The 21256-nt window shown below is 71.3% G+C and carries 20 protein-coding genes and 1 tRNA gene; 6 read left to right on the forward strand and 15 right to left on the reverse strand.

Features of this window, described 5'->3' with window-relative positions; genetic code table 11:
- Nucleotides 1-39: 39 nt before the first annotated feature.
- The 4 genes from ehuA to ehuB are packed head-to-tail and all read right to left on the reverse strand — an operon-like array spanning nt 40 to nt 3167.
- On the reverse strand, nt 40-849 hold the full coding sequence (gene ehuA / locus JEQ17_RS29425; RefSeq protein ID WP_200397964.1) for an ectoine/hydroxyectoine ABC transporter ATP-binding protein EhuA: 810 nt from the start codon (nt 847-849) through the stop codon (nt 40-42).
- A gap of 10 nt (nt 850-859) precedes the next feature.
- Complete coding sequence (ehuD, locus tag JEQ17_RS29430; protein WP_200397965.1) at nt 860-1510, reverse strand: ectoine/hydroxyectoine ABC transporter permease subunit EhuD; 651 nt, start codon at nt 1508-1510, stop codon at nt 860-862.
- The gene (gene ehuC / locus JEQ17_RS29435; protein WP_200397966.1) at nt 1510-2235 is read right to left on the reverse strand and encodes an ectoine/hydroxyectoine ABC transporter permease subunit EhuC; all 726 of its coding nucleotides are present in this window, start codon (nt 2233-2235) and stop codon (nt 1510-1512) included. Before ehuC ends, ehuD begins: the two co-directional genes overlap by 1 nt.
- Nucleotides 2232-3167, reverse strand: coding sequence for an ectoine/hydroxyectoine ABC transporter substrate-binding protein EhuB (gene ehuB, locus JEQ17_RS29440; protein WP_234048414.1), 936 nt, complete (start codon nt 3165-3167; stop codon nt 2232-2234). Before ehuB ends, ehuC begins: the two co-directional genes overlap by 4 nt.
- A gap of 95 nt (nt 3168-3262) precedes the next feature.
- Here ehuB and JEQ17_RS29445 point away from each other — a divergent pair, with 95 nt between their 5' ends.
- On the forward strand, nt 3263-3763 hold the full coding sequence (locus JEQ17_RS29445) for a DUF3830 family protein (RefSeq protein WP_200397967.1): 501 nt from the start codon (nt 3263-3265) through the stop codon (nt 3761-3763).
- Nucleotides 3764-3938: 175 nt separating this feature from the next.
- Here JEQ17_RS29445 and JEQ17_RS29450 read toward each other — a convergent pair whose 3' ends face one another.
- On the reverse strand, nt 3939-5342 hold the full coding sequence (locus JEQ17_RS29450) for an amidase (RefSeq protein ID WP_200397968.1): 1404 nt from the start codon (nt 5340-5342) through the stop codon (nt 3939-3941).
- Nucleotides 5343-5374: 32 nt separating this feature from the next.
- Nucleotides 5375-6349 (reverse strand): D-2-hydroxyacid dehydrogenase, encoded by a 975-nt coding sequence (locus tag JEQ17_RS29455; protein ID WP_200397969.1) that lies wholly within the window; start codon nt 6347-6349, stop codon nt 5375-5377.
- A 315-nt stretch (nt 6350-6664) separates the two neighbouring features.
- Here JEQ17_RS29455 and JEQ17_RS29460 point away from each other — a divergent pair, with 315 nt between their 5' ends.
- From JEQ17_RS29460 to JEQ17_RS29470, 3 genes are all read left to right on the forward strand, one after another.
- A complete protein-coding gene (locus JEQ17_RS29460; RefSeq protein ID WP_200397970.1) occupies nt 6665-7471 on the forward strand; it encodes a maleate cis-trans isomerase family protein in 807 nt (268 codons plus the stop codon).
- Entirely contained in the window at nt 7468-8199 is a 732-nt protein-coding gene (locus JEQ17_RS29465) for a maleate cis-trans isomerase family protein (RefSeq protein ID WP_200397971.1), read from the forward strand. The genes JEQ17_RS29460 and JEQ17_RS29465 overlap by 4 nt, the downstream gene beginning before the upstream one ends.
- An 88-nt stretch (nt 8200-8287) precedes the next feature.
- On the forward strand, nt 8288-9445 hold the full coding sequence (locus JEQ17_RS29470) for an LLM class flavin-dependent oxidoreductase (protein WP_200397972.1): 1158 nt from the start codon (nt 8288-8290) through the stop codon (nt 9443-9445).
- Here JEQ17_RS29470 and JEQ17_RS29475 read toward each other — a convergent pair.
- A complete protein-coding gene (locus JEQ17_RS29475) occupies nt 9436-11589 on the reverse strand; it encodes a putative bifunctional diguanylate cyclase/phosphodiesterase (protein WP_234048415.1) in 2154 nt (717 codons plus the stop codon). The genes JEQ17_RS29470 and JEQ17_RS29475 overlap by 10 nt on opposite strands.
- A 555-nt stretch (nt 11590-12144) precedes the next feature.
- Here JEQ17_RS29475 and JEQ17_RS29480 point away from each other — a divergent pair.
- The gene (locus tag JEQ17_RS29480) at nt 12145-13398 is read left to right on the forward strand and encodes a M6 family metalloprotease domain-containing protein (protein WP_200397973.1); all 1254 of its coding nucleotides are present in this window, start codon (nt 12145-12147) and stop codon (nt 13396-13398) included.
- Nucleotides 13399-13498: 100 nt separating this feature from the next.
- Here the strand turns inward: JEQ17_RS29480 and JEQ17_RS29485 are convergent.
- The 8 genes from JEQ17_RS29485 to JEQ17_RS29520 all read right to left on the reverse strand — a co-directional run bounded on the left by JEQ17_RS29485 (nt 13499) and on the right by JEQ17_RS29520 (nt 20420).
- A tRNA-Lys gene (locus tag JEQ17_RS29485) sits at nt 13499-13572 on the reverse strand.
- A complete protein-coding gene (locus JEQ17_RS29490; RefSeq protein ID WP_234048416.1) occupies nt 13563-14309 on the reverse strand; it encodes a hypothetical protein in 747 nt (248 codons plus the stop codon). The genes JEQ17_RS29485 and JEQ17_RS29490 overlap by 10 nt, the downstream gene beginning before the upstream one ends.
- Before the next feature lie 248 nt (nt 14310-14557).
- A complete protein-coding gene (locus JEQ17_RS29495) occupies nt 14558-14923 on the reverse strand; it encodes a hypothetical protein (RefSeq protein ID WP_200397974.1) in 366 nt (121 codons plus the stop codon).
- 136 nt (nt 14924-15059) lie between these two features.
- Nucleotides 15060-15239, reverse strand: coding sequence for a hypothetical protein (locus JEQ17_RS29500; protein ID WP_200397975.1), 180 nt, complete (start codon nt 15237-15239; stop codon nt 15060-15062).
- Complete coding sequence (locus JEQ17_RS29505) at nt 15236-16570, reverse strand: AAA family ATPase (protein WP_200397976.1); 1335 nt, start codon at nt 16568-16570, stop codon at nt 15236-15238. The genes JEQ17_RS29500 and JEQ17_RS29505 overlap by 4 nt, the downstream gene beginning before the upstream one ends.
- On the reverse strand, nt 16567-18216 hold the full coding sequence (locus tag JEQ17_RS29510; RefSeq protein WP_200397977.1) for a hypothetical protein: 1650 nt from the start codon (nt 18214-18216) through the stop codon (nt 16567-16569). Before JEQ17_RS29510 ends, JEQ17_RS29505 begins: the two co-directional genes overlap by 4 nt.
- A 106-nt stretch (nt 18217-18322) precedes the next feature.
- On the reverse strand, nt 18323-19510 hold the full coding sequence (locus JEQ17_RS29515; RefSeq protein ID WP_407700166.1) for a hypothetical protein: 1188 nt from the start codon (nt 19508-19510) through the stop codon (nt 18323-18325).
- Nucleotides 19425-20420, reverse strand: coding sequence for a phosphatase PAP2 family protein (locus JEQ17_RS29520; RefSeq protein ID WP_200397978.1), 996 nt, complete (start codon nt 20418-20420; stop codon nt 19425-19427). Before JEQ17_RS29520 ends, JEQ17_RS29515 begins: the two co-directional genes overlap by 86 nt.
- Before the next feature lie 207 nt (nt 20421-20627).
- Here JEQ17_RS29520 and JEQ17_RS29525 point away from each other — a divergent pair, with 207 nt between their 5' ends.
- Nucleotides 20628-21224: a histidine phosphatase family protein gene (locus tag JEQ17_RS29525; protein ID WP_200397979.1), complete on the forward strand. Its 597-nt coding sequence runs from the start codon at nt 20628-20630 to the stop codon at nt 21222-21224.
- Nucleotides 21225-21256 lie beyond the last annotated feature (32 nt).

Consider the following 21256-nt stretch of genomic DNA (forward strand, 5'->3'; position numbering starts at 1 on the left):
CCACTTCTTGAAGACCGCCGGTGACGCTCCCGGGGGGGACTACAGCACCGCGCCGAGGAACTCCCGCGTCCGCTCGTGCTCCGGGTCGCCGAAGATCTTCTCCGGCGGACCGGACTCCAGGACGCGCCCCGAGTCGAACATCAGCACCTGGTCCGAGATGTCCCGGGCGAAGTTCATCTCGTGGGTCACACAGAGCATCGTGATGTCCGTGGTGCGGGCGATGTCCCTGAGCACGTCGAGGACGCCCGCGACCAGCTCGGGGTCGAGCGCGGAGGTCACCTCGTCCAGGAGCAGGACCTGCGGCCGCATCGCCAGGGCGCGCGCGATCGCGACCCGCTGCTGCTGACCGCCGGAGAGCTGGCTCGGGTACTTGTCGACGTGCTCGGTCAGCCCGACCAGTTCGAGCAGCTCCCTGGCCCGCTCCTCGGCCGCGTCCTTGGACATGCCGAGCACGGTGACCGGCGCCTCCGTGATGTTGCGCAGCACCTTCATGTTGGGGAAGAGGTTGAACTGCTGGAAGACCATCCCGATGTTCTTGCGGACCTCGCGGATGTGCTTCTCGCCGGCCGGGACCAGCTTGCCGTTCCTCTCCTCGTGGGTGAGGTAGTCGCCGTTGACCTTGATCGTGCCCTCGTCGGGCTTGGCCAGGGTCATCAGCAGCCGCAGGATCGTCGTCTTGCCGGAACCGGACGGGCCGATCAGCGTGACGTGCTTGCCGGAGGCGACCGAGAAGTCCAGCCCGTCGAGGACGACGTTGTCCCCGAAGCGCTTGGTGACCTTGTCGAAGCGGATCAGCTCGCTGCCGTCCGTCGCCGGGTTGGCGTCGGAGTTGGCGTCGGGCTCTTTCATCAAAGGGGTGTCAGCGGACAAGACGTCGCTCCAGGGCTCGCATGAGGAGGGAAGCGGGATAGGAAATGAGGACGAAGGCCACGCCGATGACCGTCAGAGGCTCGGTGAACTGGAAGTTCTGCTGCGAGAACAGCCGTGCCTCGCCGAGCATGTCGAGGACGGTGATCGCCATCAGCAACGGCGTGTCCTTGAGCATCGAGATGACGTAGTTGCCCAGCGCGGGCACCACCCGGCGGATCGCCTGCGGCAGGATCACCGCGGTCCACGTCCGGGTCATGGGCAGGTTCAGTGCCGTGGCCGCTTCCCACTGGCCGGCCGGCACGCCCTCGATACCGGCCCGGTAGACCTGCATCGTGTACGTCGAGTAGTGCAGCCCGATGGCGACGACACCGGTGGTCATCGCGGAGAACGTGATGTTCCACTCGGGCAGCACATAGAAGAGGAAGAACAGCTGCACCAGCAGCGGGGTGTTCCGGATGAACTCCGTGACGACCCCCACCGGCCAGCGCACCCAGCGGCTCGGCGTACGCATCAGCAGCGCCCACACCAGCCCGAGGGCGAAGGAGATCAGCGAGCCGAGCACCAGGGCCTGCAGGGTGATCAGCAGTCCGTCCCAGAAGTGCGGCATGAAGTCGCCGACGGCACTCCAGTCCCATTTCATCAGCGACCCCCTGCCGCTTCGGCACCGACGGCCGTGGTCTCCGGGCGGGGCGCGGGAAGCTTCCCGCCGCCCTCGGGCACCCTGCCGAGCCCGGCCTTCAGCTTCTTCTCCAGACCGCGCATGACCCGCGTGAGCAGGAAGGCGATCACGAAGTAGATCAGCAGGATGTACGTGTAGATCTCCGCGCTCTCCTGCAGCGCGAGCCGCACCAGGTTGCCGCTGAACGCCAGGTCGCCCATGCCCATCACGGACACCAGGGCCGTGCCCTTGAGCAGCTCGATCAGCAGGTTGGAGAAGGGCGGGATCATCTCCGGCACGGCCTGCGGAAGCAGGATCAGCCGCAGCCGCTGCCAGGGCGTGAAGCTCAGCGCGATGCCGCCCTCACGCTGCGCCGGGTCGACGGAGTTCAGGGCGCCGCGCACGATCTCGGAGCCGTACGCCCCGTAGGTGAGACCCAGTGCGAGGGTGCCCGCCCACATGGGGACCAGCTGCCAGCCGAAGGCCGGTGGCAGCACGAAGAACACCCAGAAGATCATGATCAACGCGGAGGTCCCGCGGAACACCTCGGTGTAGAAGCCCGCGAGGAAGCGGACGATCCACAGCCGGTGGGTGCGTGCGATGCCCACCACGAAGGAGACGACCGCGGCCAGCGCAGCGCTGAACACCAGCAGCTGGACCGTGACCCAGATCCCCTTCAGTACGAGTTCCCAGAGTCCCGATGTCATCCGCCGCACAACTCCTTCGCGGTCATATCGGTCATCTCGTTCTTGGTGAAACCGAAGGGCTGGAGGATCCGGAACAGCTCACCGCTCTCCTTCAGCTTCCTGAGCTCCACGTTGAAGGCGTCCCGCAGCCCGGTCTCCGTCGGGCGGAACGCGAAGCCGCCGCCGTCGACGTGCGGCTTGCCGTCCACGAGTGGCGCGAACGGCTTGGTCGACTCCGTCTTTCGGGACTTCTTGACGACCTCGCGGGTGGTCAGCGCCGTCCCCGCGAAGACGTCGACACGGCCCGCCTCGACGGCGTTCAGACCCGCGACCTGGTCCGGGACGATCAGGATGTCGCTCTCCTTGTACCCGGCGTCGACCGCGTACTGGATCTCCGCGTAGCCGGTTCCGGTCGCGAACTTCGCCTTCGACTCCACGACGTCCTTGTAGTCGTGCAGGTTCTTCGGATTGCCCTTGCGCACGATGAAGGAGTCGAGCATCTGGTAGTCGGGGTCGGAGAAGATCACCTGCTCGCAGCGTTCGGCGTTGATGTACATGCCGGCGGCGACCACGTCGAACTGCTGGGAGTTCAGACCGGGGATGAGCGAGCCGAACTCCGTGGGCACGGGCTGGACACGGTCCACCCCCAGCCGCTTGAAGATGACCCGCGCGAGTTCCGGTGCCTCGCCGGTGAGCTCGCCGTTCTTGTCGATGTAGCCGAATGGGATCTCGCCGGCGATGCCGAGGCGTACGACGCCCTGGGCCTTCAGGCGGTCCAGGAGATCACCGCCGTCCTTGCCGGACGCCGTGGCCACACGGCTGCATCCGGCCGCGCCGAGCGCGCCGAACGCCGCGACGCCGGCCAGCAGTGACCGGCGGCTCGGGCTGTGTCTGTCGCGGTTCTTCTCTTCCGCGGAAGCTTCCTTCGCGTCGTTCCCAAGTGGTGGAGCCATGGGCGCGCGGCTACCCGGGACGATGCGAGTTATGCGGATCTGTTTGCGCCCCGTTTGCGGAGGGCCCTCTTGACCCGGGGTGGACCATGGAAATCATGACCGACCGCTACATCGACGTGTCCCTGTCCAAGCGCGGAGTCCACTGCACTGCGAAGCTCCTCGACGACCGTGCGCCGATCACCTGCGAGGCGGTGTGGAACGCTTTGCCGCTGAGCAGTGACGTGTATCACGCGAAGTATGCCCGCAATGAGATCTATGCCCTGTTCCCGGCGTTCGCGCCCGCCGAGCCGCCGCTGGAGAACCCGACCGTCACGCCCATTCCGGGCGACCTCTGCTATTTCTCCTTCTCCGGTACGCAGCTGGGTACGCAGGCGTACGGATACGGGGGTGCCTCCGGCGTGCAGGCGGGTACGCCGGTGATCGACCTCGCCCTGTTCTACGAGCGCAACAATCTCCTGCTCAACGGGGATGTCGGGTGGGTGCCGGGGATTGTGTGGGGGCAGGTGGTGGAGGGGTTGGACGCGATGGCTGAAGCGTGCAATGACCTTTGGCGTGGGGGAGCGCTGGGGGAGACGCTGAGCTTCTCCCGGGTTTAGGGGCGGTACGGCTGGGGGGCGTGGGGAAGCTGCGGGCCGGTGGGGGCTGGTCGCGCAGTTCCCCGCGCCCCTAAAAAGCGGGGCTGCGCCCCTGGCTTTTTGCCTTTAGGGGCGCGGGGAACTGCGCGACCAGCCACGACGGGCCCGCAGTCGACGCACGACCTTCCAGCGGGGCTCAGCGGGGCGCCGGTGGCGCGATCCCAGCGACCCCCGCCTCGTACAGCGCGTGTGCCGTTCGCAGAACGAGCTCGTCCCCGTGGCGGGCGGCCACGATCTGGAGCCCCACCGGGAGACCGGAGTCATCCAGGCCCACCGGGACCGTCGCCGCCGGCTGCTGCGTCATGTTGAACGGGTAGGTGAACGGCGTCCACCCCGTCCACCGGCGATGCCCCGAGCCACGGGGCACCTCCGCACCCGCCTCGAACGCGGTGATCGGGATCGTCGGCGTGACCAGGACGTCGTACGTCTCGTGGAAGAGGCCCATCCGGCGGCCGAGTTCCATGCGTACGTCCACCGCCGCGAGGTAGTCCAGCGCGCTGGACCGGGCCCCCGCCTCGCAGATCTCCCGCAACCCCGGGTCCAGCAGTTTCCGCTGTTCGGGGCCGAGCCGCTGGGTGACCCGGGCCGCCCCGCCGAACCACAGGGTGTGGAACGCCTCGACGGGATCCGTGAAGTCGGGGTCGGCCTCCTCGACGTACGCCCCGAGGGCCGCGAGCCCCTCCACCCCGCGCCGCACCGCCGCGGCGACCCCGGGCCGGACGGCGACCTGGCCGCCGAGGGAGGGCGAGTACGCGACACGCAGGCCCCGCACACCGCCGGCCAGTCCGTCCACGAACGAGCCGTTCACCGGGCCGAGTTGTGACCAGTCGCGTGGGTCGGGGCCGCTGATGACGTCCATCATCAGGGCCGCGTCCGCCGCGTCCCGTGTCATCGGCCCGACGTGCGCCAGCGTGCCGAACGCGCTCGCGGGATACAGCGGCACCCTCCCGTACGTCGCCTTCAGCGCGAAGATCCCGCAGAAGGCGCCGGGGATACGGACACTGCCGCCCCCGTCCGTGCCCAGGGACAGCGGGCCGGCGCCCAGCGCCACGGCCGCCGCGCTGCCGCCGCTGGATCCGCCCGAGGTGCGCGAGAGGTCGTACGGATTCCGTGTCACGCCCGACTGCGGTGAGTCGGTGACGCCCTTCCAGCCGAACTCGGGTGTCGTCGTCCGGCCGATGAACACGGCACCGTGCTCGCGCAGCCGGGCCACGGAGGGCGCGTCCTCGTCCCAACGGCCCTGGGTGGAGATCGTTTTGGAGCCCTTGAGCGTCGGCCCGCCGCGCATCAGCAGGATGTCCTTCACCGAGACCGGCACCCCGTCGACCAGCCCGGCCGGCTCGCCGCGGCGCCACCGCTCGGCCGACTCCCGGGCCTGCGCGAGGGCCTCGTCCCCCTCGACGCGTACGAACGCGTTCACCGCGGGCTGGACCTCCTCGGCCCTGCGCAGCGCGGCCCGCACCGCGTCCACGGGGCTGAATTCGCCCTTGCGGTATCCCTCGACGAGTCGTACCGCGGTCAGCTCGGTGAGCTCGGTCATCCGCCCCTCCAACGTGCTTCAGTGGACGTGTCTCAGTGGCCAGGTACGTATCCGCGCTGCTTGTCGACGACGTTCGGCAGCGGCTCTCCCGTCTCCCAGAGCTCGTACAACTCCACGAACTGCCTGCCGAGTTCGTCCCGCCAGCCCACCGTGTCCCCGCTCATGTGCGGCGACACGATGAGGTCAGGGGCCGCCCACAACGGGCTGTCGGGGCCCAGCGGTTCGTGCTCGAAGACGTCGAGCGCCGCACCCGCGATCCAGCGGCTCGCGAGAGCCTCGGCCAGCGCTTCCTCGATCACAAGCTGCCCGCGTCCGACGTTCACGAAGCGTGCCGACGGCTGCATCAGCCCAAAACGCCGCGCGTCGAACATCCCGTACGTGTCCTCGGTGAGCGGCGCCGCGGACACCACCCAGTCGGCGCGGGCGATCAGCCGGTCGAGGTCCTCCGGGCCGTGCACCCCCGCGCGCGGTGTGCGCCCCACGAGCGCCGTCGTGATGCCGAGGGCCTTCAATGTCCCCTCGATCGCGCGCCCGATCGGTCCGGAACCGACCACGCACGCGCGCGTGCCGGCGATCCGCTGCGACTCGCGGTGCCGCCACTCCCGGGCCCGCTGCAGGTCCCAGGTGCGCGGCAGGTCCTTGGCCATGGCGAGGACGAGCGCGGCCACGTACTCCGCGATCGGCTGGTCGAAGACACCGCGCGCGTTCGTCACCAGCGTGTCGGACGCGGCGAGTTCGGGGCACATCAGATGGTCCACGCCCGCGCTCGCCGTGTGCACCCAGCGCGGTCGCGGGCCCTCGCCGGGCCAGGCCCGGCGCACGGCGTGCGAGGCGAAGTCCCAGACCAGCAGGACGTCCGCGGTGGGCAGGAGCGCGGCCAGCGACGACTCGTCGGCGTGCTCGACCCGCACCCGGCCGGTGAGCCGGCCGAGCCGGGGCGGCGGATCGGCGTCGAGCACCAGAAGGGTCGTCTTTTCGGCCAGGTTCGGGGGCGTGGCAGAGGTCATCGGGGGGAAACCATTTCGCAACGAGGGTCCGCTTCTCTGGTATCTGGACGCTGGACGCCGGGCTCTGAGTGCTTGCGGGACATCGGCCGAGCCGTCTGGGACCGGCCGTCGGGCCGGGGGCGCAAAGCCGTCTCAGATGCGCGGATTGACCACGCTCGCACCGGAACCTACCTTCGTCAACAAGGGCTAGTTTCCGTGGGAATCCCGGAGTCCCGTCCGTTCCCCTGTCCCGACGTCCCGGCATGCGCCGGCTTGTGTCCCCCCGGCCTCCCGGCCGGTCACCACCGCTTGTTCGACCTGAGTTTGGGGCTGCTCATGGACGTCTCCTTCCTTGGTGGACCACACCCTCAAAGGGGTGTCGGCGTCGTCGCTCCCTTCGATTTCGCTCTCGACCGTGAACTGTGGCGCTGGGTCCCCGACGAGGTCTCACTCCATCTCACCCGTACCCCGTTCGTGCCCGTGGAGGTCAGCCTCGACCTGGCCCGGCTGGTCAGCGAGCACGAGACGCTCGGCGACGCGGTGCGCGCGCTGAACGCCGTCGGGCCGGAGATCGTCGCGTACGCCTGCACCTCCGGCAGCTTCGTCGGCGGCATCCCCGGCGAGCGCGCGATGTGCGAGGCCATGACCCGGGCCGGCGAGGTCCCCTCCGTGACCACGTCCGGCGCCCTCCTTGAGGCACTGGAGGAGCTGGACGCACGCCGGATCGCGCTCGTCACGCCGTACACCGTCTCCGTGACCCAGTCCCTGGAGGAGTACCTCGCCGAGGCGGGCATCACGGTCACCGGCCGCGCCTACATGGGCCTGACCAGGCACATCTGGAAGGTCCCGTACCGCAATGTGGTCGACATGGCGCGTGACGCCGTACGCGGCCATGCGGACGCCCTCTTCATCAGCTGCACGAATCTCCCCACCTACGACGTCATCCCGCAGCTGGAGGCCGAACTGCGCATCCCGGTGATCTCGGCCAACCAGGTGACGATGTGGGCTGCCCTGCGCCACCTGGGTACCCGGGCAGTAGGGCCGTACCAGGCGCTGATCGACGAGTCGGCGCGACAGCGGCCCGTACCGCCAGCGCTACCGGCAGAACCAGCGCTACCGGAAGAACAGGAAGGTTGGGCATGACGGCTCTCGGATTCCTCTACCCGGGCCACTCGGCCGAGGACGACTACCCGCGCATCGAGCAGCTCCTTGGCAGCGACATCCGCCTCCAGGTCGTCCACACCGACATCGGTGAGGACGCCCATCGCGTGGACGCGCTGCTGGAGATGGGCTCGGCGGCCCGCCTCGCCGCCGGGATCGAGGATCTGCGCCTGTCCGGTGCCGAGGCGGTGGTCTGGGCCTGCACGAGCGGCAGCTTCGTCTACGGCTGGGAGGGCGCCCACGACCAGGTCCGCACGCTGGCCACGACGGCGGGGCTGCCGGCCTCCTCGACGTCGTTCGCTTTCGCCCATGCCGTACGGGAGCTGGGCGTGAAGCGGGTCGCGATCGCCGCGACGTACCCCGACGACGTGGCCGTTCTCTTCGGGAACTTCCTGAGGGACGCGGGGCTCGATGTCCTCGGCGTGCGCAGTTCCGGGATCATCACGGCGGCCGAGGTGGGGACGTGGGGGGAGGCGGAGGTACTGGCCCTGGCCCGCGCGGGCGACCATCCGGAGGCGGAGGTCGTTCTCCTCCCCGACACCGCCCTCCACACCGCCTCCCACATCCCGGCCCTGGAAAAAGAACTCGGCAAGCCGGTCCTCACCGCCAACCAGGTCACGGTCTGGGAGGCCCTGCGCCTCACGGACCGCCGCGTGAACGCCCCCGAACTCGGAACCCTCTTCACCAGGGAGCCGATCGTCCAGGCGTGACGGGCCCGGCGGGGCGAGGGAATAAAGCGGAGCCAACCTCCTGTTACGGCAGCGCGGACAACGCGTCGTACCAAACAGGAGGACCCCCGTGGCGGCACCGGACCACACCCCCAGCGGACCCGACGAGATCAGGGCGGAGGCGAAGGGGACCGCACAGGTACCCCTCTCCGTCCTCGACCTGGTCACGGTAGGCGCAGGCCGCACCGCGACGGACGCCCTCCGCACCAGCGTCAAGCTCTCCCGCCTGGCGGAGGACAGGGGCTTCCACCGCTACTGGGTGGCCGAACACCACTCCATGCCGGGCGTGGCCTCCACCTCCCCCGCCGTGATCCTCGCCCACCTCGCCGCCCACACGACCCGCATCCGCCTCGGCTCGGGCGGCGTCATGCTCCCGAACCACGCCCCGCTGGTCATCGCGGAGCAGTTCGGCACCCTGGAGGCGATGGCCCCGGGCCGCGTAGACCTGGGCCTCGGCCGGGCCCCCGGCACGGACGGCGCCACGGCAGCGGCCCTCCGCCGCACGGACCGCCTCAACGAGGGCGCCGACGACTTCCCCGAGCAGCTCGCCGAGCTCACCCGCTTCCTGGACGACGACTTCCCGCCCGGTCACCCCTACGCCCGCATCCACGCGGTCCCGGGCCCCATCCAGTCGACCTCGCCCGGCGGCGTCCAGTCCCCGCACCGCCCGCCGATCTGGCTGCTCGGCTCCTCCGGCTTCAGCGCCCGTCTTGCGGGCACCCTCGGTCTGCCTTTCGCCTTCGCGCACCACTTCTCGGCGCAGAACACGATCCCGGCGCTCGACCTCTACCGCGAGTCCTTCCGGCCCTCGGCCGTACTCGACTCGCCCTACGCCCTGATCGGCGTCTCCACCCTCGCGACGGACGACGAGAAGGAGGCCCGCCGCCAGATCATGGCCGCCGCGCTGAACATGGTCCGCCTGCGCACCGGCCGCCCCGGCCTGGTCCCCACCCCGGAGGAGGCCGAGGCGTACGAGTTCAGCCCGATGGAACGGGAGTTCGTCGACTCCTGGAACACGAACGTCATCCACGGCACCGCCGACGAGGTCCGCTCCGGCCTCGACGACCTCCAGAAGCGCACCGGCGCCGACGAGTTGATGCTCACCGCCAACGCCCACAGCGGCGACCTACGCCTGCGCTCCTACGAACTGATCGCGGACGCCTACCAGTTGCCCGCGGCCGGAGAGGCCCGGGCAGGAGAGCCCCGGGCCGGGGAGCCTCAGGCCTGAGAGCAGGCCGCCGCCGTCAGGAGCGCGGAGATACGATCCGGCGCCACCGGCCGGGAGTAGAGCCACCCCTGGCCGGTGTCGCAGCCGATGCGCCGCAGCCGTGACGCCTGGCCCGCGGTCTCCACGCACTCGGCGGTGACCGTCAGACCGAGCCGGTGCGCGAGCTGGATCATCGCCTCGACGATGACCTCGTCCGCCGGGTTGGACCGGGCGTCCGGACCCGCGCCGTTCTCGCCGGTCTCGTACTGGAAGCCGCGCACGAACGACCCGTCGAGCTTCAGCACCGAGACCGGCAGCCGGCTGAGGTAGGCGAGGTTCGAGTACCCCGTGCCGAAGTCGTCGATGGCGATGCGCACACCCATGTCGCTGAGGGCCTGGAGGGCCTGCAGCGGGCGGCCCGCGGAGCCCATCACCGCGGACTCGGTGAGCTCCAGCTGCAGCAGATGCGGGGCGAGGCCGGTCTCCGCGAGGGTCGCCGCCACGTCCGCCACCAGGTCGGAGTCCCAGACCTGACGCACCGCCACGTTCACACTGACGAAGATCGGTTCCGCGTCCGGGTGGTCCAGCTGCCAGCGGCGCGCCTGCCGGCAGGCGGTGGCCAGCACCCAGCGGCCCAGCTGCACGATCGAACCGTCTTCTTCGGCAAGTCCGATGAACCGATTCGGCGTCAGTGTGCCGAACTGAGGATGGTTCCATCGCACCAGCGCCTCGACCCCGCGCACCCCGCCGTCCTCCATGCACACGAGCGGCTGGTACTCCAGCGCGAACTCGCCCTTCTCGATGGCCGGGCGGAGCGTGGAGGAGAGAGCCTGGCGGGTCATCCGGTGGGCGTTGCGCTCCGGGTCGAAGAGCGTCCAGCGGGACTTGCCGTCGGCCTTCGCCCAGTACAGCGTCGTGTCGGCGGCCTGCATCAGACCCGTCGCGGTGGTGCCGGCCGCGTGCCGCTCGACGACACCGATCGAGGCCGAGACCGACAGCCGCTGCCCGGACAGGTCGAACGGCACCTGGAGGGACTTCAGTACGGAGTCGGCGAGGTCCGCGAGCTGCTCCGTACCCGTGGAGTCCTCGACCAGCAGCGCGAACTCGTCGCCGCCGAGCCGGGCGACCAGGGGCGTGGCCGGTCGCGCGTACCCCGCCTCGTTCGCGCAGCGCGTCAGCCGCTCGGCGACGGCCGCGAGCAGCCGGTCGCCGACGCGGTGGCCGAGCGTGTCGTTGACCGCCTTGAACCCGTCCAGGTCCAGATAGCAGAGCCCGATCCGGCCGGTGCCGGACTCCTCGTACGCCTCCGCCTCCAGCGCCGCCGAGAGCCGCTCGAAGAACAGGGTGCGGTTGGGCAGCCGGGTCACCGGGTCGTGCATCTGCAAGTGACGCAGCCGGGCCTGGAGTTCACGGCGGGCGCTGATGTCGGAGACCGAGAGCAGCACCGCGCGCTCCTCCTCGGGCAGCGGACTGACCGTCACCTGCGCCCAGAGGGAGTGGCCGTCGGGGTGTTTGAGACGGCGGGTGCAGCGCAGTCTGGCCTGCCGGCCGCGGAGCACCTCGCGGTACGCGTGCCACGTACGGGCGTCCGAGGCGAGGTCCACCAGATCGGCGGCGATCCGGCCGGTGAGCCCTTCGGGACCCGCGCCGAGGAGCGCCCCCAGGGTGTCGTTGGCCGTGACGACCAGGCCCTCCCGGTCCACCACGGCCATCGCGAGGGGAGCGGCGGCGAAAGTGGCGCGGAATGTACGTGTACCGGCCTCGGTGTCGGTTCCGGCACGGGCTCCGGGGCCGGCACCGGTGTGGGGCTGGGGGTTGGCGTCGGCACGGGGATCGGTGCCGGTGCGGGGGTGGGCGCCGACACCGAAGTCGATCCCGGGGTGCGGCGCGAGGCCGGCCGGGGAACCGGCCGAGAGCAGCGCCGGAAGTCCCGCCGACAGACCGGAGGGGAATCCGGCGAGGAAGTCGGCCGGAAGCCCGGCCGGCAGCTCGGCGGGGAGTCCCGCCGAGAGGTCCAGAGGGGGTGCGACCAGGGACTCGACGCGTGGGACCCGTTCCTCGTGAGGAGGGGTCCCGACGCGACGAGAGGCCGCGATGTGACTCTCTGTGACGGCCGGCCGGACGAGGTCTACCGCGGGCGCCGGCCCATCGGACGTTCCGCTCACCGTTCGCTCCCGCTGTGCACTCGTTCGTCGTACAGGTCTCGTCGGGGGGTCGGCCGGTGGTGGACGGCCGCTCTAGCCGTGTCCGCGCAGGAAAGTGTGCCGATCATAGAGGTTGGCCGTAGGGCCTTCCAGCTACTGTCCAGTGTCCCGGATGAACCCCTCTCTCTGACAGATCGTTTCTGCCCGCAGCTGGACGGGTTCCTTCCCCGGTCGATCACTTGTGACGTTCCGTGAGTGCTCGGGGTGTCGGCGTGTCCTGGCGCCCCCCTGGTGCTCCCCGATGTTCTCGGTCGGATGTCGGCCCTCTCACTCCTTTGGTTCAGATAAACAGGGCGTAAACGATCAAACCGGCACAGGCTGGGTGCGGTATCCCGAATTCCGCATCCGGAGGTCGACGTGCCGCGTCTGCTCCCCCTCAAGGGGCTCACCCGTGGCGGGGTTCGACCCCGTTGGGGAGGCCTCGGACGGCCCGGACCGGGCCGACGGGTACCGGCATGGTGGGGGCGGACCTGGCGGGAACGGTGGTGGCACGCGCCCGCGGCCGTGTTCACTGCCATGACGGCCCTCGCCGCCACCTCCCTCGTGACGGGCCCCTCGGTCGCCGTCCCGCTCTCCATGCCGTGCGCCCTCAAGCGCACCGACGCGCACCACTCGGAGGGCCTGGACACCTGGAACGCCGCCTACCCGCGCCCCACCAGCCGCCTCGACGCCGTCATGGTCTTCCTCTCCTTCCCGGACGCCGACCCGCTGACCACGCCGGACGAACTGACGGCCGACTACTTCCCCGCCACCAGCCGCTTCTTCGAACGGGCCTCGTACGGCAGGTTCCAGCTCCGCCCGCACCCGCTCACCGAGTGGATCCGGATGCCGCGGCCCTCCACCTCGTACGCCATACAGCGCGACTGGAACGCGGCGGCGCGCTCGGCGTATCTGCGCGACGCCCTCGCCGCGGCGGACGACCGGGTCGACTTCTCGCGCTACGACATCGTCTACTTCGTCGCCGACCCGGACGCGCCCGGCGTGGACTCGGACGCGACGAAGGTGGTGAACATGGACACGCCGCTGCGGGCCGACGGGAAGGACATCCGGCGGGTCGTCACGGTGTTCGAGAAGCATCCGCCGGACCGGCTGGTCCTGGCCCACGAGACCGGACACGTCTTCGATCTGCCCGACCTCTACCACCGCCCCTCCGACGGCAAGGGCGACTGGGACACGTACGTCGGCGACTGGGACCTCATGGGCAGCCAGTTCGGCCTGGCACCCGACCTGTTCGGCTGGCACAAGTGGAAACTCGGGTGGCTGGAAACACGCCAGGTGGCGTGTGTGCGGGGCGCGGGCGGACGGGGTACGCGGCTGACGCTGGAGTCTCTGGGGGCGGGACCCGGGGTGGCCGCGGCGGGTTCGGAGGCCTTCGTGAGGGCGGGTGCTCCCGGTGCCGGGCCGGAGTCGCAAGGCATGGGATTCGGGTCCGGGGGCGGGACGAAACTGGCGGTGGTGCGGACCGGGCAGGACACCGCGGTCGCCTTCGAGGCGCGCGGGCCGGTCGGCAACGACGCGGCGGTCTGCTCACAGGGAGTGCTCGTCTACCGCGTGCGCGGCGGGACCCAGTCCGGCGGCGGCCCGATCGAGGTCGTCGACGCGCACCCCTCGTCCGCGGCCTGCTGGGACGACTCGGTCTATCCGCCGCTCGCCGACGCGCCGGTCGCGCTCGGGGAGACCTTCACCGTGCCGGGCGAGAACCTCCGCGTCAAAGTGGAGGACCGGACGGCTTCCGGGGCGTGGACGGTGACGATCTCGACCGGGGGCTGACTTCTTGGGCGGGGGCCCACACCGGTCGGCCGTCGGGGCGTGGGTGGCATGCCGACATGCGAAAGGCCCCTCGCTCTCACGAGGGGCCTTTCACCGTCTGTGCGCCGCCAGGGACTCGAACCCCGGACCCGCTGATTAAGAGTCAGCTGCTCTAACCAACTGAGCTAGCGGCGCCTGCTGACGTCGTAGACCTTAGCATCCTGATCGGCGCGAGGAAAAATCGATATCCGGGGGTCGGGGGAGGGCTCGGGGACGCGTCGGCGGGCCGCTGACCGGGCAGCTCGTATCGCGGCCCAGAGCAGGATCGCCGGGGTCGGCAGCCACGGGTGGCGGGTGTCGGGAGCGACCAGCCAGCGGGATTCCGCAGGGGGGCGGGGACCGGTGCGGGGGGCGGCCGGGACGGTCGCGGGGGGCGGGACCGTCACCGCGTCACCGGTGCCGTGGCAGAGGAGCGGCGGGACGAACCGGGCCCGTTCCGAGGCGCCGCCCGAGCCCCACTCCTCCCACTCCAGGAGCGCGGGCAGCCGCTGCGCGGTGCCGGGCGCGGCGAACAGGAGCATCCGGCCCCGGTAGGTGGCGACAGGGCCCGAGCCCGGGCCCTCGTCCCACAGCCGGTCCAGCATGCGGCGGCCGAAGACCGCGGGCGCGTTGACGACGTCGAAGGCGGAGCCGCAGGACAGGACCACCGGGGCGGCGGGCCGGTCCTCCCGGAAGGCGAGCGTGCCGCGCGGGTACGTGCCTGTTGAGGCGAGCCAGGCGGCGCCCTCGGAGGTGACCCCCGAGACGTCGAACCGGTCAGGGAGCGGCTCGACGATGCCGTGGCCCGAGCCGTGGCCTGTGCTCTGGCCGGCACTGCGGCCCGAGCCGGGGCTGTCGGGGGCGATGTCTGCCTGGTTCCGATCGCTGCTCATGTCATCTAGAGCTACCGGGGGTGAACGGCCCGTCCCCGAGGGTTGCGGGAATGGGGGACAGCGGAGTGCGGGGTGGGGTATCTTGCCCGCCTGGCATATGCCAGCGGTTGTTTTCGGCTGGGCGTGGCTTGGATGCGCGGTTGTTGCGCCTGTGTGCCGTGCTTGCGTGTCGCCTCTTCGCGCACTGCCTGGCGCGTGACCGACGCGCTGCCCGGGCGCTCGCTGTCGCTTTCCTGGACGCCGACCGCTCAGACCGGGTCCGCGTACCCCTCGGCGTCCGCGCCGCGCAGGAGTTCGCGGCCGAACTCCACCATCTTCTTCGCGTAGTCCTCGGTCCACTCGGCCCGCTCGGCGATCGCCGCGGGCGTCAGCCGGTCGAACCGGCGGGGGTCGGCGAGCTGTGCGGCGGCCATCGCCTGGAACTCGACCGCCCGGTCGGTGGCCGCGCGGAACGCGAGAGTCAGCTCAGTGGCCCGGTCCAGCAGCGCCTGCGGGTCGTCGATCGATTCCAGGTCGAAGAAGTGCTCGGGATCGGCAGCAGCCTCCGCGGGCTCGAAGAGCAGCGGCGCGGGGCGAAGCCGCGGCTCGTTCCGACGCGGCGTGGGCTCCGCCATGACTTCTCCTCCTCGTACGGTGGTCGGCCCGTCCTTGTTGGTGGGCCACCGTCCATTGTCCCTTGACCGCGCAAGAGCGCCTCAGGGCGCGGCTGACCGGCCCTGATGCACGCTCTCTTCTACCCTTCGCGCTCCCTCACGACTCCCACGCGACCCGGTGCTCCGCGAGACGGGACAGCACCGCGTGGTTCGCCTCCCAGCCGTCGGGGCTGTATCCGTCGGCTGCCTCCGGCGGCGTGCCGGACTCCGTCCGGCGGAGTGGGGCGGCGGTGAGCCGGGCGCCTGTTGTCCAGGTGCCCCGGGGCGGGCCGGTCACGGCTGCCAGACCACGCGGTGCTCCGCGAGATGGGAGAGCACCGCGTGGTTCGCCTCCCAGCCGTCGGGGAACTTCACCGTGACGCCCAGCTGGACCGGCTCCGTGGACGGGTGGTCGTCGAGGAGGTCGGTGACACCCGCGCGGCAGACGACGATGCAGGCGTGGCGGTGGCGCGAGGCCAGGACGCACAGGCGGCCCGTTTCGAGGTGGAAGGCCGTCGCGTCGGGGCGGCCCGACAGGGGGTGCAGGACGACCGTCATGTCGTACTCGCGGCCCTGGAGGCGGTTCGCCGTGTCCACGGTCACGTCCGTGACGCCCAGCTCCGCCAGGGCCGAGCGGACGGCCGCCGCCTGGTCGCGGTGCGCGGTGCCGACGGCGATGCGGTCGGCCGTCAGCGGGGCCGGGTCGGGGGAGCGCTCCGAGGTCGCCGCGCCGCCGCGGTCCAGTAGGCGGCGTACGACATGGGCGAGCGCGCGGACCGCCTCCGGGTCCGTGCGCGGGGTGTGCCGGGCCGGCAGTTCCAGCAGGCCCCAGCCCGATTCCGCCGCCTCGTCGATGACCCGGTCGGGGCCCGAACCGTCCGACGGGACGGCGAAGGCGAGGCGGCGGTCGCCGTGGCCCGTGCCACTGCGGAACGGCGTGAACGGGTAGAACGCGTCCGAGACCAGTGGCGCCGCCGACGCCGGAAGCCGCCAGGAGACGGGGAGGCGGTGCTGCGGCAGCTCCGGGTTGTGGGCGAGGAGCGTCGTCACGGCGGAGGCCGAGGGGTCGTACGACAGGCCCGCCCACTGCTCGCTGCCGACGATCGCGAACGGGTCCAGCTGGCCCGGGTCCCCCACGAAGAGCGCCCGCTCGAACAGCCCGGCCACGGCCAGCAGCGCGTCCGACCGCATCTGGTACGCCTCGTCGACGATCGCGTGCCGCCACGGCTCGACGCCCTTGACGTGCGCCCACTTCGCGGCCGTCGAGATCACGACGTCGAGCCCCGCGAGATCCCCGGCCTTCGCGGACTTGCGGACGTTCGGCAGGTCGTCGAGCGCCTTGTCGTACGGGTCCGCGTCGCTGCTGTGCAGTCGGCCGACGGGCAGCTCGGGGTTCTTCTCGGCCAGCCGCAGCACCAGGTCGTCGACCTGCGCGTTCGTCTGGGCGATGACCATCAACGGGCGTCCCGCGTCGGCCAGTTCGAGTGCGGCCCGTACCACGAGCGTGGACTTGCCTGCGCCGGGAGGGGAGTCGACCACGACACCGCGGTGCGTCCCGTGCAAGGTGTCGCGCAGGATCGCGTCGGTGGCTTGGGCGGCCTCGGCGCCCGGATCGAACACGGTGGTCACAGGACGTCCTCTTCGGTCACGGCGTCGGGCTGCACCTCGAGTTGCGGGGCGGCGGCATCGGTCTCGCCGGGCGGCCCGCCGTGCGTCCACGGCGTGTCCTCCGGGTCGGGCAGCTTCGCACCGCCCCGCTGCTCGTGCTCGAAGAGCGTGAAGCAGACGAGATCACCCTTCTCCGGTACGGATCCGGTCTCGGGCTCCTTGCCGCGGCCCATCTTGTCGACCACGCGGAGGACGACCAGGGCGTCGAGAGCGTCGGTGGGGTCGTCGCTCTCGGCTCCCTGGTCGTACCGGACGTACTCGACGAACTCGGCCGCCTGTGCCTTGCCGCCGAGCGAGCGGTAGACCTTGGCGCGCTCGCCGAAGTGCGGCCGGTCGTCCGTGCGGACGGTCACGAGGGGGCGCGGGCTGGGCCGCTTGCCCTCGCTGTACGCCATCACGACATCCGTGACCTCCCCCGCGAACGCCTCGCCCGCGAGCCGTCGGCCAGCCATGACGAGCGGGTCGTCGAGGGCCTCCTGGGCGTCCAGACGGGCCTGTTCGCGCTCGCGGGTGGCGAGTTTGTTCGCCGCCGTGACCGCGTCGTCGCGGCGCGGCTGCGGGGGCTCGCCGGCCAGGACACGGTCCCGGTGACCGGTGAACGACCAGCGGTCCCGGGTCCACCGATCGGCCGCGTGGGCGCCCTCGGGCAGGTCGCGCAGCAGGTCCAGGCCGCGCCACACGGCGTCCCAGGTGGGGCGGGTGCGGCTCTCCACCAGGTCGCGGATCTGCCGTTCGGCGGCGGTGAGTTCACCGAGCCGGTCGTCCGCCTCGATGCCGTCCTCGGCGGCCGCGAGTGCCGTACGCGCGCGGTCGTAGCGCTCGATGGCGGGGGCGAGCAGTTTGTTGTCGAACGCCGGGTCGGTGGCGGGCCCGGCCGGCGGGCAGAGGAGCTGTCCCTTGCCGTCCCGCCGCAGCTCGGCCCGCAGCGCGGCATCGGCGCCGGACTCGCCCTGCGGCGGGTCGATCCACGCGAGCAGCGCCCCCAGGTGCTGGTCCTCCAGGCTGGACTGTCCGGTCGCCCAGTGCCGGGACAGGACGTCGGTGAGTGCGAGGAGCAGGGCGGAGCCGGGGACGCGGGACCGCTCGCCGTAGTGGGTGAGCCACCGGCCCAGCAGCGGTACGCGCGGGGGTGCCGGATGCGGTGTCTCCGGGTCCTGCTCGGCGGTTCGGCGGAAGCGCATGGAGCGGCCGAGCAGCCGTACGAAGTCGATGCCCGAGCGGCTCGGGACGATCAACTGCGGGGCGTCCGCACAGAGTTCGACCTCTACCTTGACCCGCTTTCCGGTCTCCGGGTCGGTCTCGTTGCGCTCGGCCGGCTCGACGTCGTCCGCGTACGCGTCGATGTACGGCAGGACGATGTCGGCCAGCTCGGCCAGGAACGCGAAGCGGAGGTCGCGGTCGCGGGGCTGGGGGACCACGAGGAGGCGGGGGGTTTCGCGGTCCGTGCCGACCAGTGCCCCTAGCGGGGCCCCGGCTTCTCCTGCGGTGGTGAGCGGGACGAAGACGAGGGGGTGCGGGGAGAGGTGGCGGTGGCGGGTGGTTGCCAGGGGCTGGGCTCGGCCGGTGGCCACGGCTTCCAGGCGGGCGAGGGTGGTGATCAGGGACATGGGGCTGCCTCTCGGGAGGGGCGGGCCGGGTGGTGCGGTGTTGTGTGTGCGGGTCGGTGGGGGCTGGTCGCGCAGTTCCCCGCGCCCCTTTCGGGGCGGGAGGGGGTCAGCACGTTGCTCCAGACGAGGTCTCGGGCTGCGGGGTGTTTGCGGGGCTCAGGGCTTCTGCTCGCAAGGTTGCTGCTCTGCGTAGGGCCGTGATCGTTGGGTCGGTTGGGTCGCCGGCGGTGCCGTGGGCTGCCGCGAGGACGTCGTCGATCGTTGTCAGGCCGCCCAGTTCGGCGCGCAGCGAGCGGCCCAGTGAGGTCACCGCGCCCTCCGCCCGGGAGTGGTTGCGGCAGTGGAAGGCCAGTTCGCAGGCGGAGAGGCACTCGGGGGCGTACGTCGCCGGGACCGATTCCACCGCGGCCGTCAGGTCGGCGGTGGGGAGGTCGGGGGAGAAGCAGGTGCCCTCGGGGAGCAGGTCGGCGATGTCCTCGATGCGGGTGAGGCGGTCCAGCTGGCGGCGCGTGACCGAGCGCTGCTTGCGGACGTCGACGGCGGACGCGGTCGGGAGGTTGGAGAAGTCCTTCGGGCAGACCAGCAGCACCGTGTGCCGCACCTCGGGCGCGGGGGCCAGCCGGGCCGCGACCCGCTCCAGCGCCAGGACGTACACCGCGGCCTGGCGGGCGGCCGCGCCGACCTTCGCCGCGTCCGCCGAACCGTCCAGCATCGGGAAGGACTTGATCTCTACGACGGTCCAGCTCCCGTCGGGATGCACGACCACCGCGTCCGGCTCCAGGAAGGCGGGGGAGCCCGCGACGTCCAGGGCGAGCAGGGGGTGGTCGAGCAGTGTCCAGACGCCCGCCTCGGTGGCCTCGCGCAGCGCCAGGGCCGTACGCGCGGTGCGTCCCTCGGGGCCCACGGCGGACAGATCGGGAACGGCGCCGGCCGTGGGCGCCGCGGCCCCCGCGTCCAGCTTCTCGTGCACGAGCCGCAGCAGCTCGGCGCCGCCGTCGGCCTTGACCCGCGCCTCGAAGGCATTGCCCCGCATGAACGCGAACTGCGACTGACCGAAGGCCGACGGCGAGCCGAGCGCGCTCGCCAGTGCGGCCTTGTTCACCCCCGCCCCGTCGAGGATCGCGCGCCGCTTGCACCCCGGGTTCGCGGCGAGTGCCGCGAGGGCGCGTGCGTCGAGCGGCTGCGGCGGGACCGCGGGACCGCGCAGCTCAGCGAGCCGCTGCCGGAGCCCCGTCCCCCGCGCCGGGGGGACTCGCTCCCGGTTCGGCTCCTGCCGGGGCTCCCGGCTCGGCAGGAGCCGGGACGGCTGGGACCTTGCGCTGTCGGGGAATTCGCTCACCCGGCGAAGTCTGGCACCCCGCACTGACAATTGAGGAACCTGCGCCGTGCGGGGCGCCTGTGGAACCCCCGGAGGCAAGGGCGAAGGGCCGGATCCCCAGCCGCGCCCGGAGCGTGTCCGCGAGCCGCAGCACCGGCCGGGTCAGCAGGAAGCCGATCCCCATCACGACGAAGCCCGCGACCGCGTCGAGGAAGTAGTGGTTGGCGGTGCCCATCACCACGATCGTGGTGATCAACGGGTACAGCACCCCCGCGACCTTGGTGAGCCGCGTCCCGCCGTACATCCAGAGCATCACACCGCACCACAGCGCCCAGCCGCAGTGCAGGCTCGGCATCGCCGCGTACTGGTTGGTCATGCCGCCGAGCCCGCGCGGCGCGCTCGCCTCGCCGCCCCACCAGCCGTAGTCGCTGTACTGGGCCATCGTGTCGACGAACCCGTGGCTCGCGGACAGCAGCCGCGGCGGACAGGTCGGCAGCAGCGTGAAGCCGATCAGACCGATGAACGTGGACGTCATCAGCCAGGTCCTGGCCGCTCTGTAGCGCACGGCACGGGACCTGAAGAGCCAGACCAGGACGGCCGGCGTGACCATGTAGTGCAGCGACGCGTACCAGAAGTCGGCCGGTATGCCGATCCAGGGCTCGCGTGTGAAGAGACGGTTCAGCGGGTGCTCGGCGTTGAGGAAGAAGAACTTCTCGACGCGCAGGATCGCCAGACCGTGGTCGACGGCGCTGGTCACGTCCCCGCGCGCGAGGAGCCGGCCCGCCGAGTACGCCCCGTACACCAGCAGGATCAGTGGCAGCTCGGTCCACCAGCGGAGGCGGGAACGTGGTGCCGCCTCGGTGCTCGGTGCATCGGTCCGCAACATCCGATCCCTCCCCCTCCTGCTTTCCCGGCCGCAATGACCTGGCCCAATTTACGGTCTGCGCGCGTCCCCCGTGGCCGCGCCCCCTGGTGCTCATAGACGCAGAGATCGCCCAGCGGGTTGCTAAACCTGTGAGTAAGCGATGATGGAGTGATCCACCTCTCGTTCCCCCGCGGTTCACCGCTCGATCTTCCCCGAAAGGCCCCTTCCATGGCACCGCGTTTCCTGCTGGCCCGGCACGGACAGACGGAATGGTCGCTGTCCGGCAAGCACACCGGCAGGACCGACGTCCCCCTCCTGGAAGAGGGCAGGCGTGGCGCCAAACTGCTTGGAGAGCGCCTGCACAGGGCCCCGCTGAACGGCCTGCCCGGGATGGAGATCCGTACGAGTCCGCTGGCACGCGCGCGTGAGACCTGCGAACTCGCCGGGTTCGGCGACCGGGCGACCCCCTGGGACACGCTCATGGAGTGGGACTACGGCGCGTACGAGGGCATGACCCCCGACGAGATCCGGGCCGACCGTCCCGACTGGCTGATCTGGCGGGACGGTGTGCCCGGGGGCGAGACCCTCGCCGAGGTCTCCGCGCGCGCGGACGAGATCGTCGAGTGGGCCCGCTCCGCAGACCGTGACGTACTGGTCTTCGCCCACGGGCACATCCTGCGCTCCATCTGCGCCCGCTGGCTCGGCCTGGACCTCGGCTTCGCGGCCCGGATCCGCCTCAACCCGACCTCCCTCTCGGTCCTGGGCTGGGCCTACGGAGAGCCCGCGATCGAAGCGTGGAACGACTGCGCACACCTGACGGCATAGTCCAGGTGGGGCCTTCAGGGGCGCGGGGAACT

Source organism: Streptomyces liliifuscus (assembly GCF_016598615.1).
GTDB classification, from domain to species: Bacteria; Actinomycetota; Actinomycetes; order Streptomycetales; family Streptomycetaceae; genus Streptomyces; species Streptomyces liliifuscus.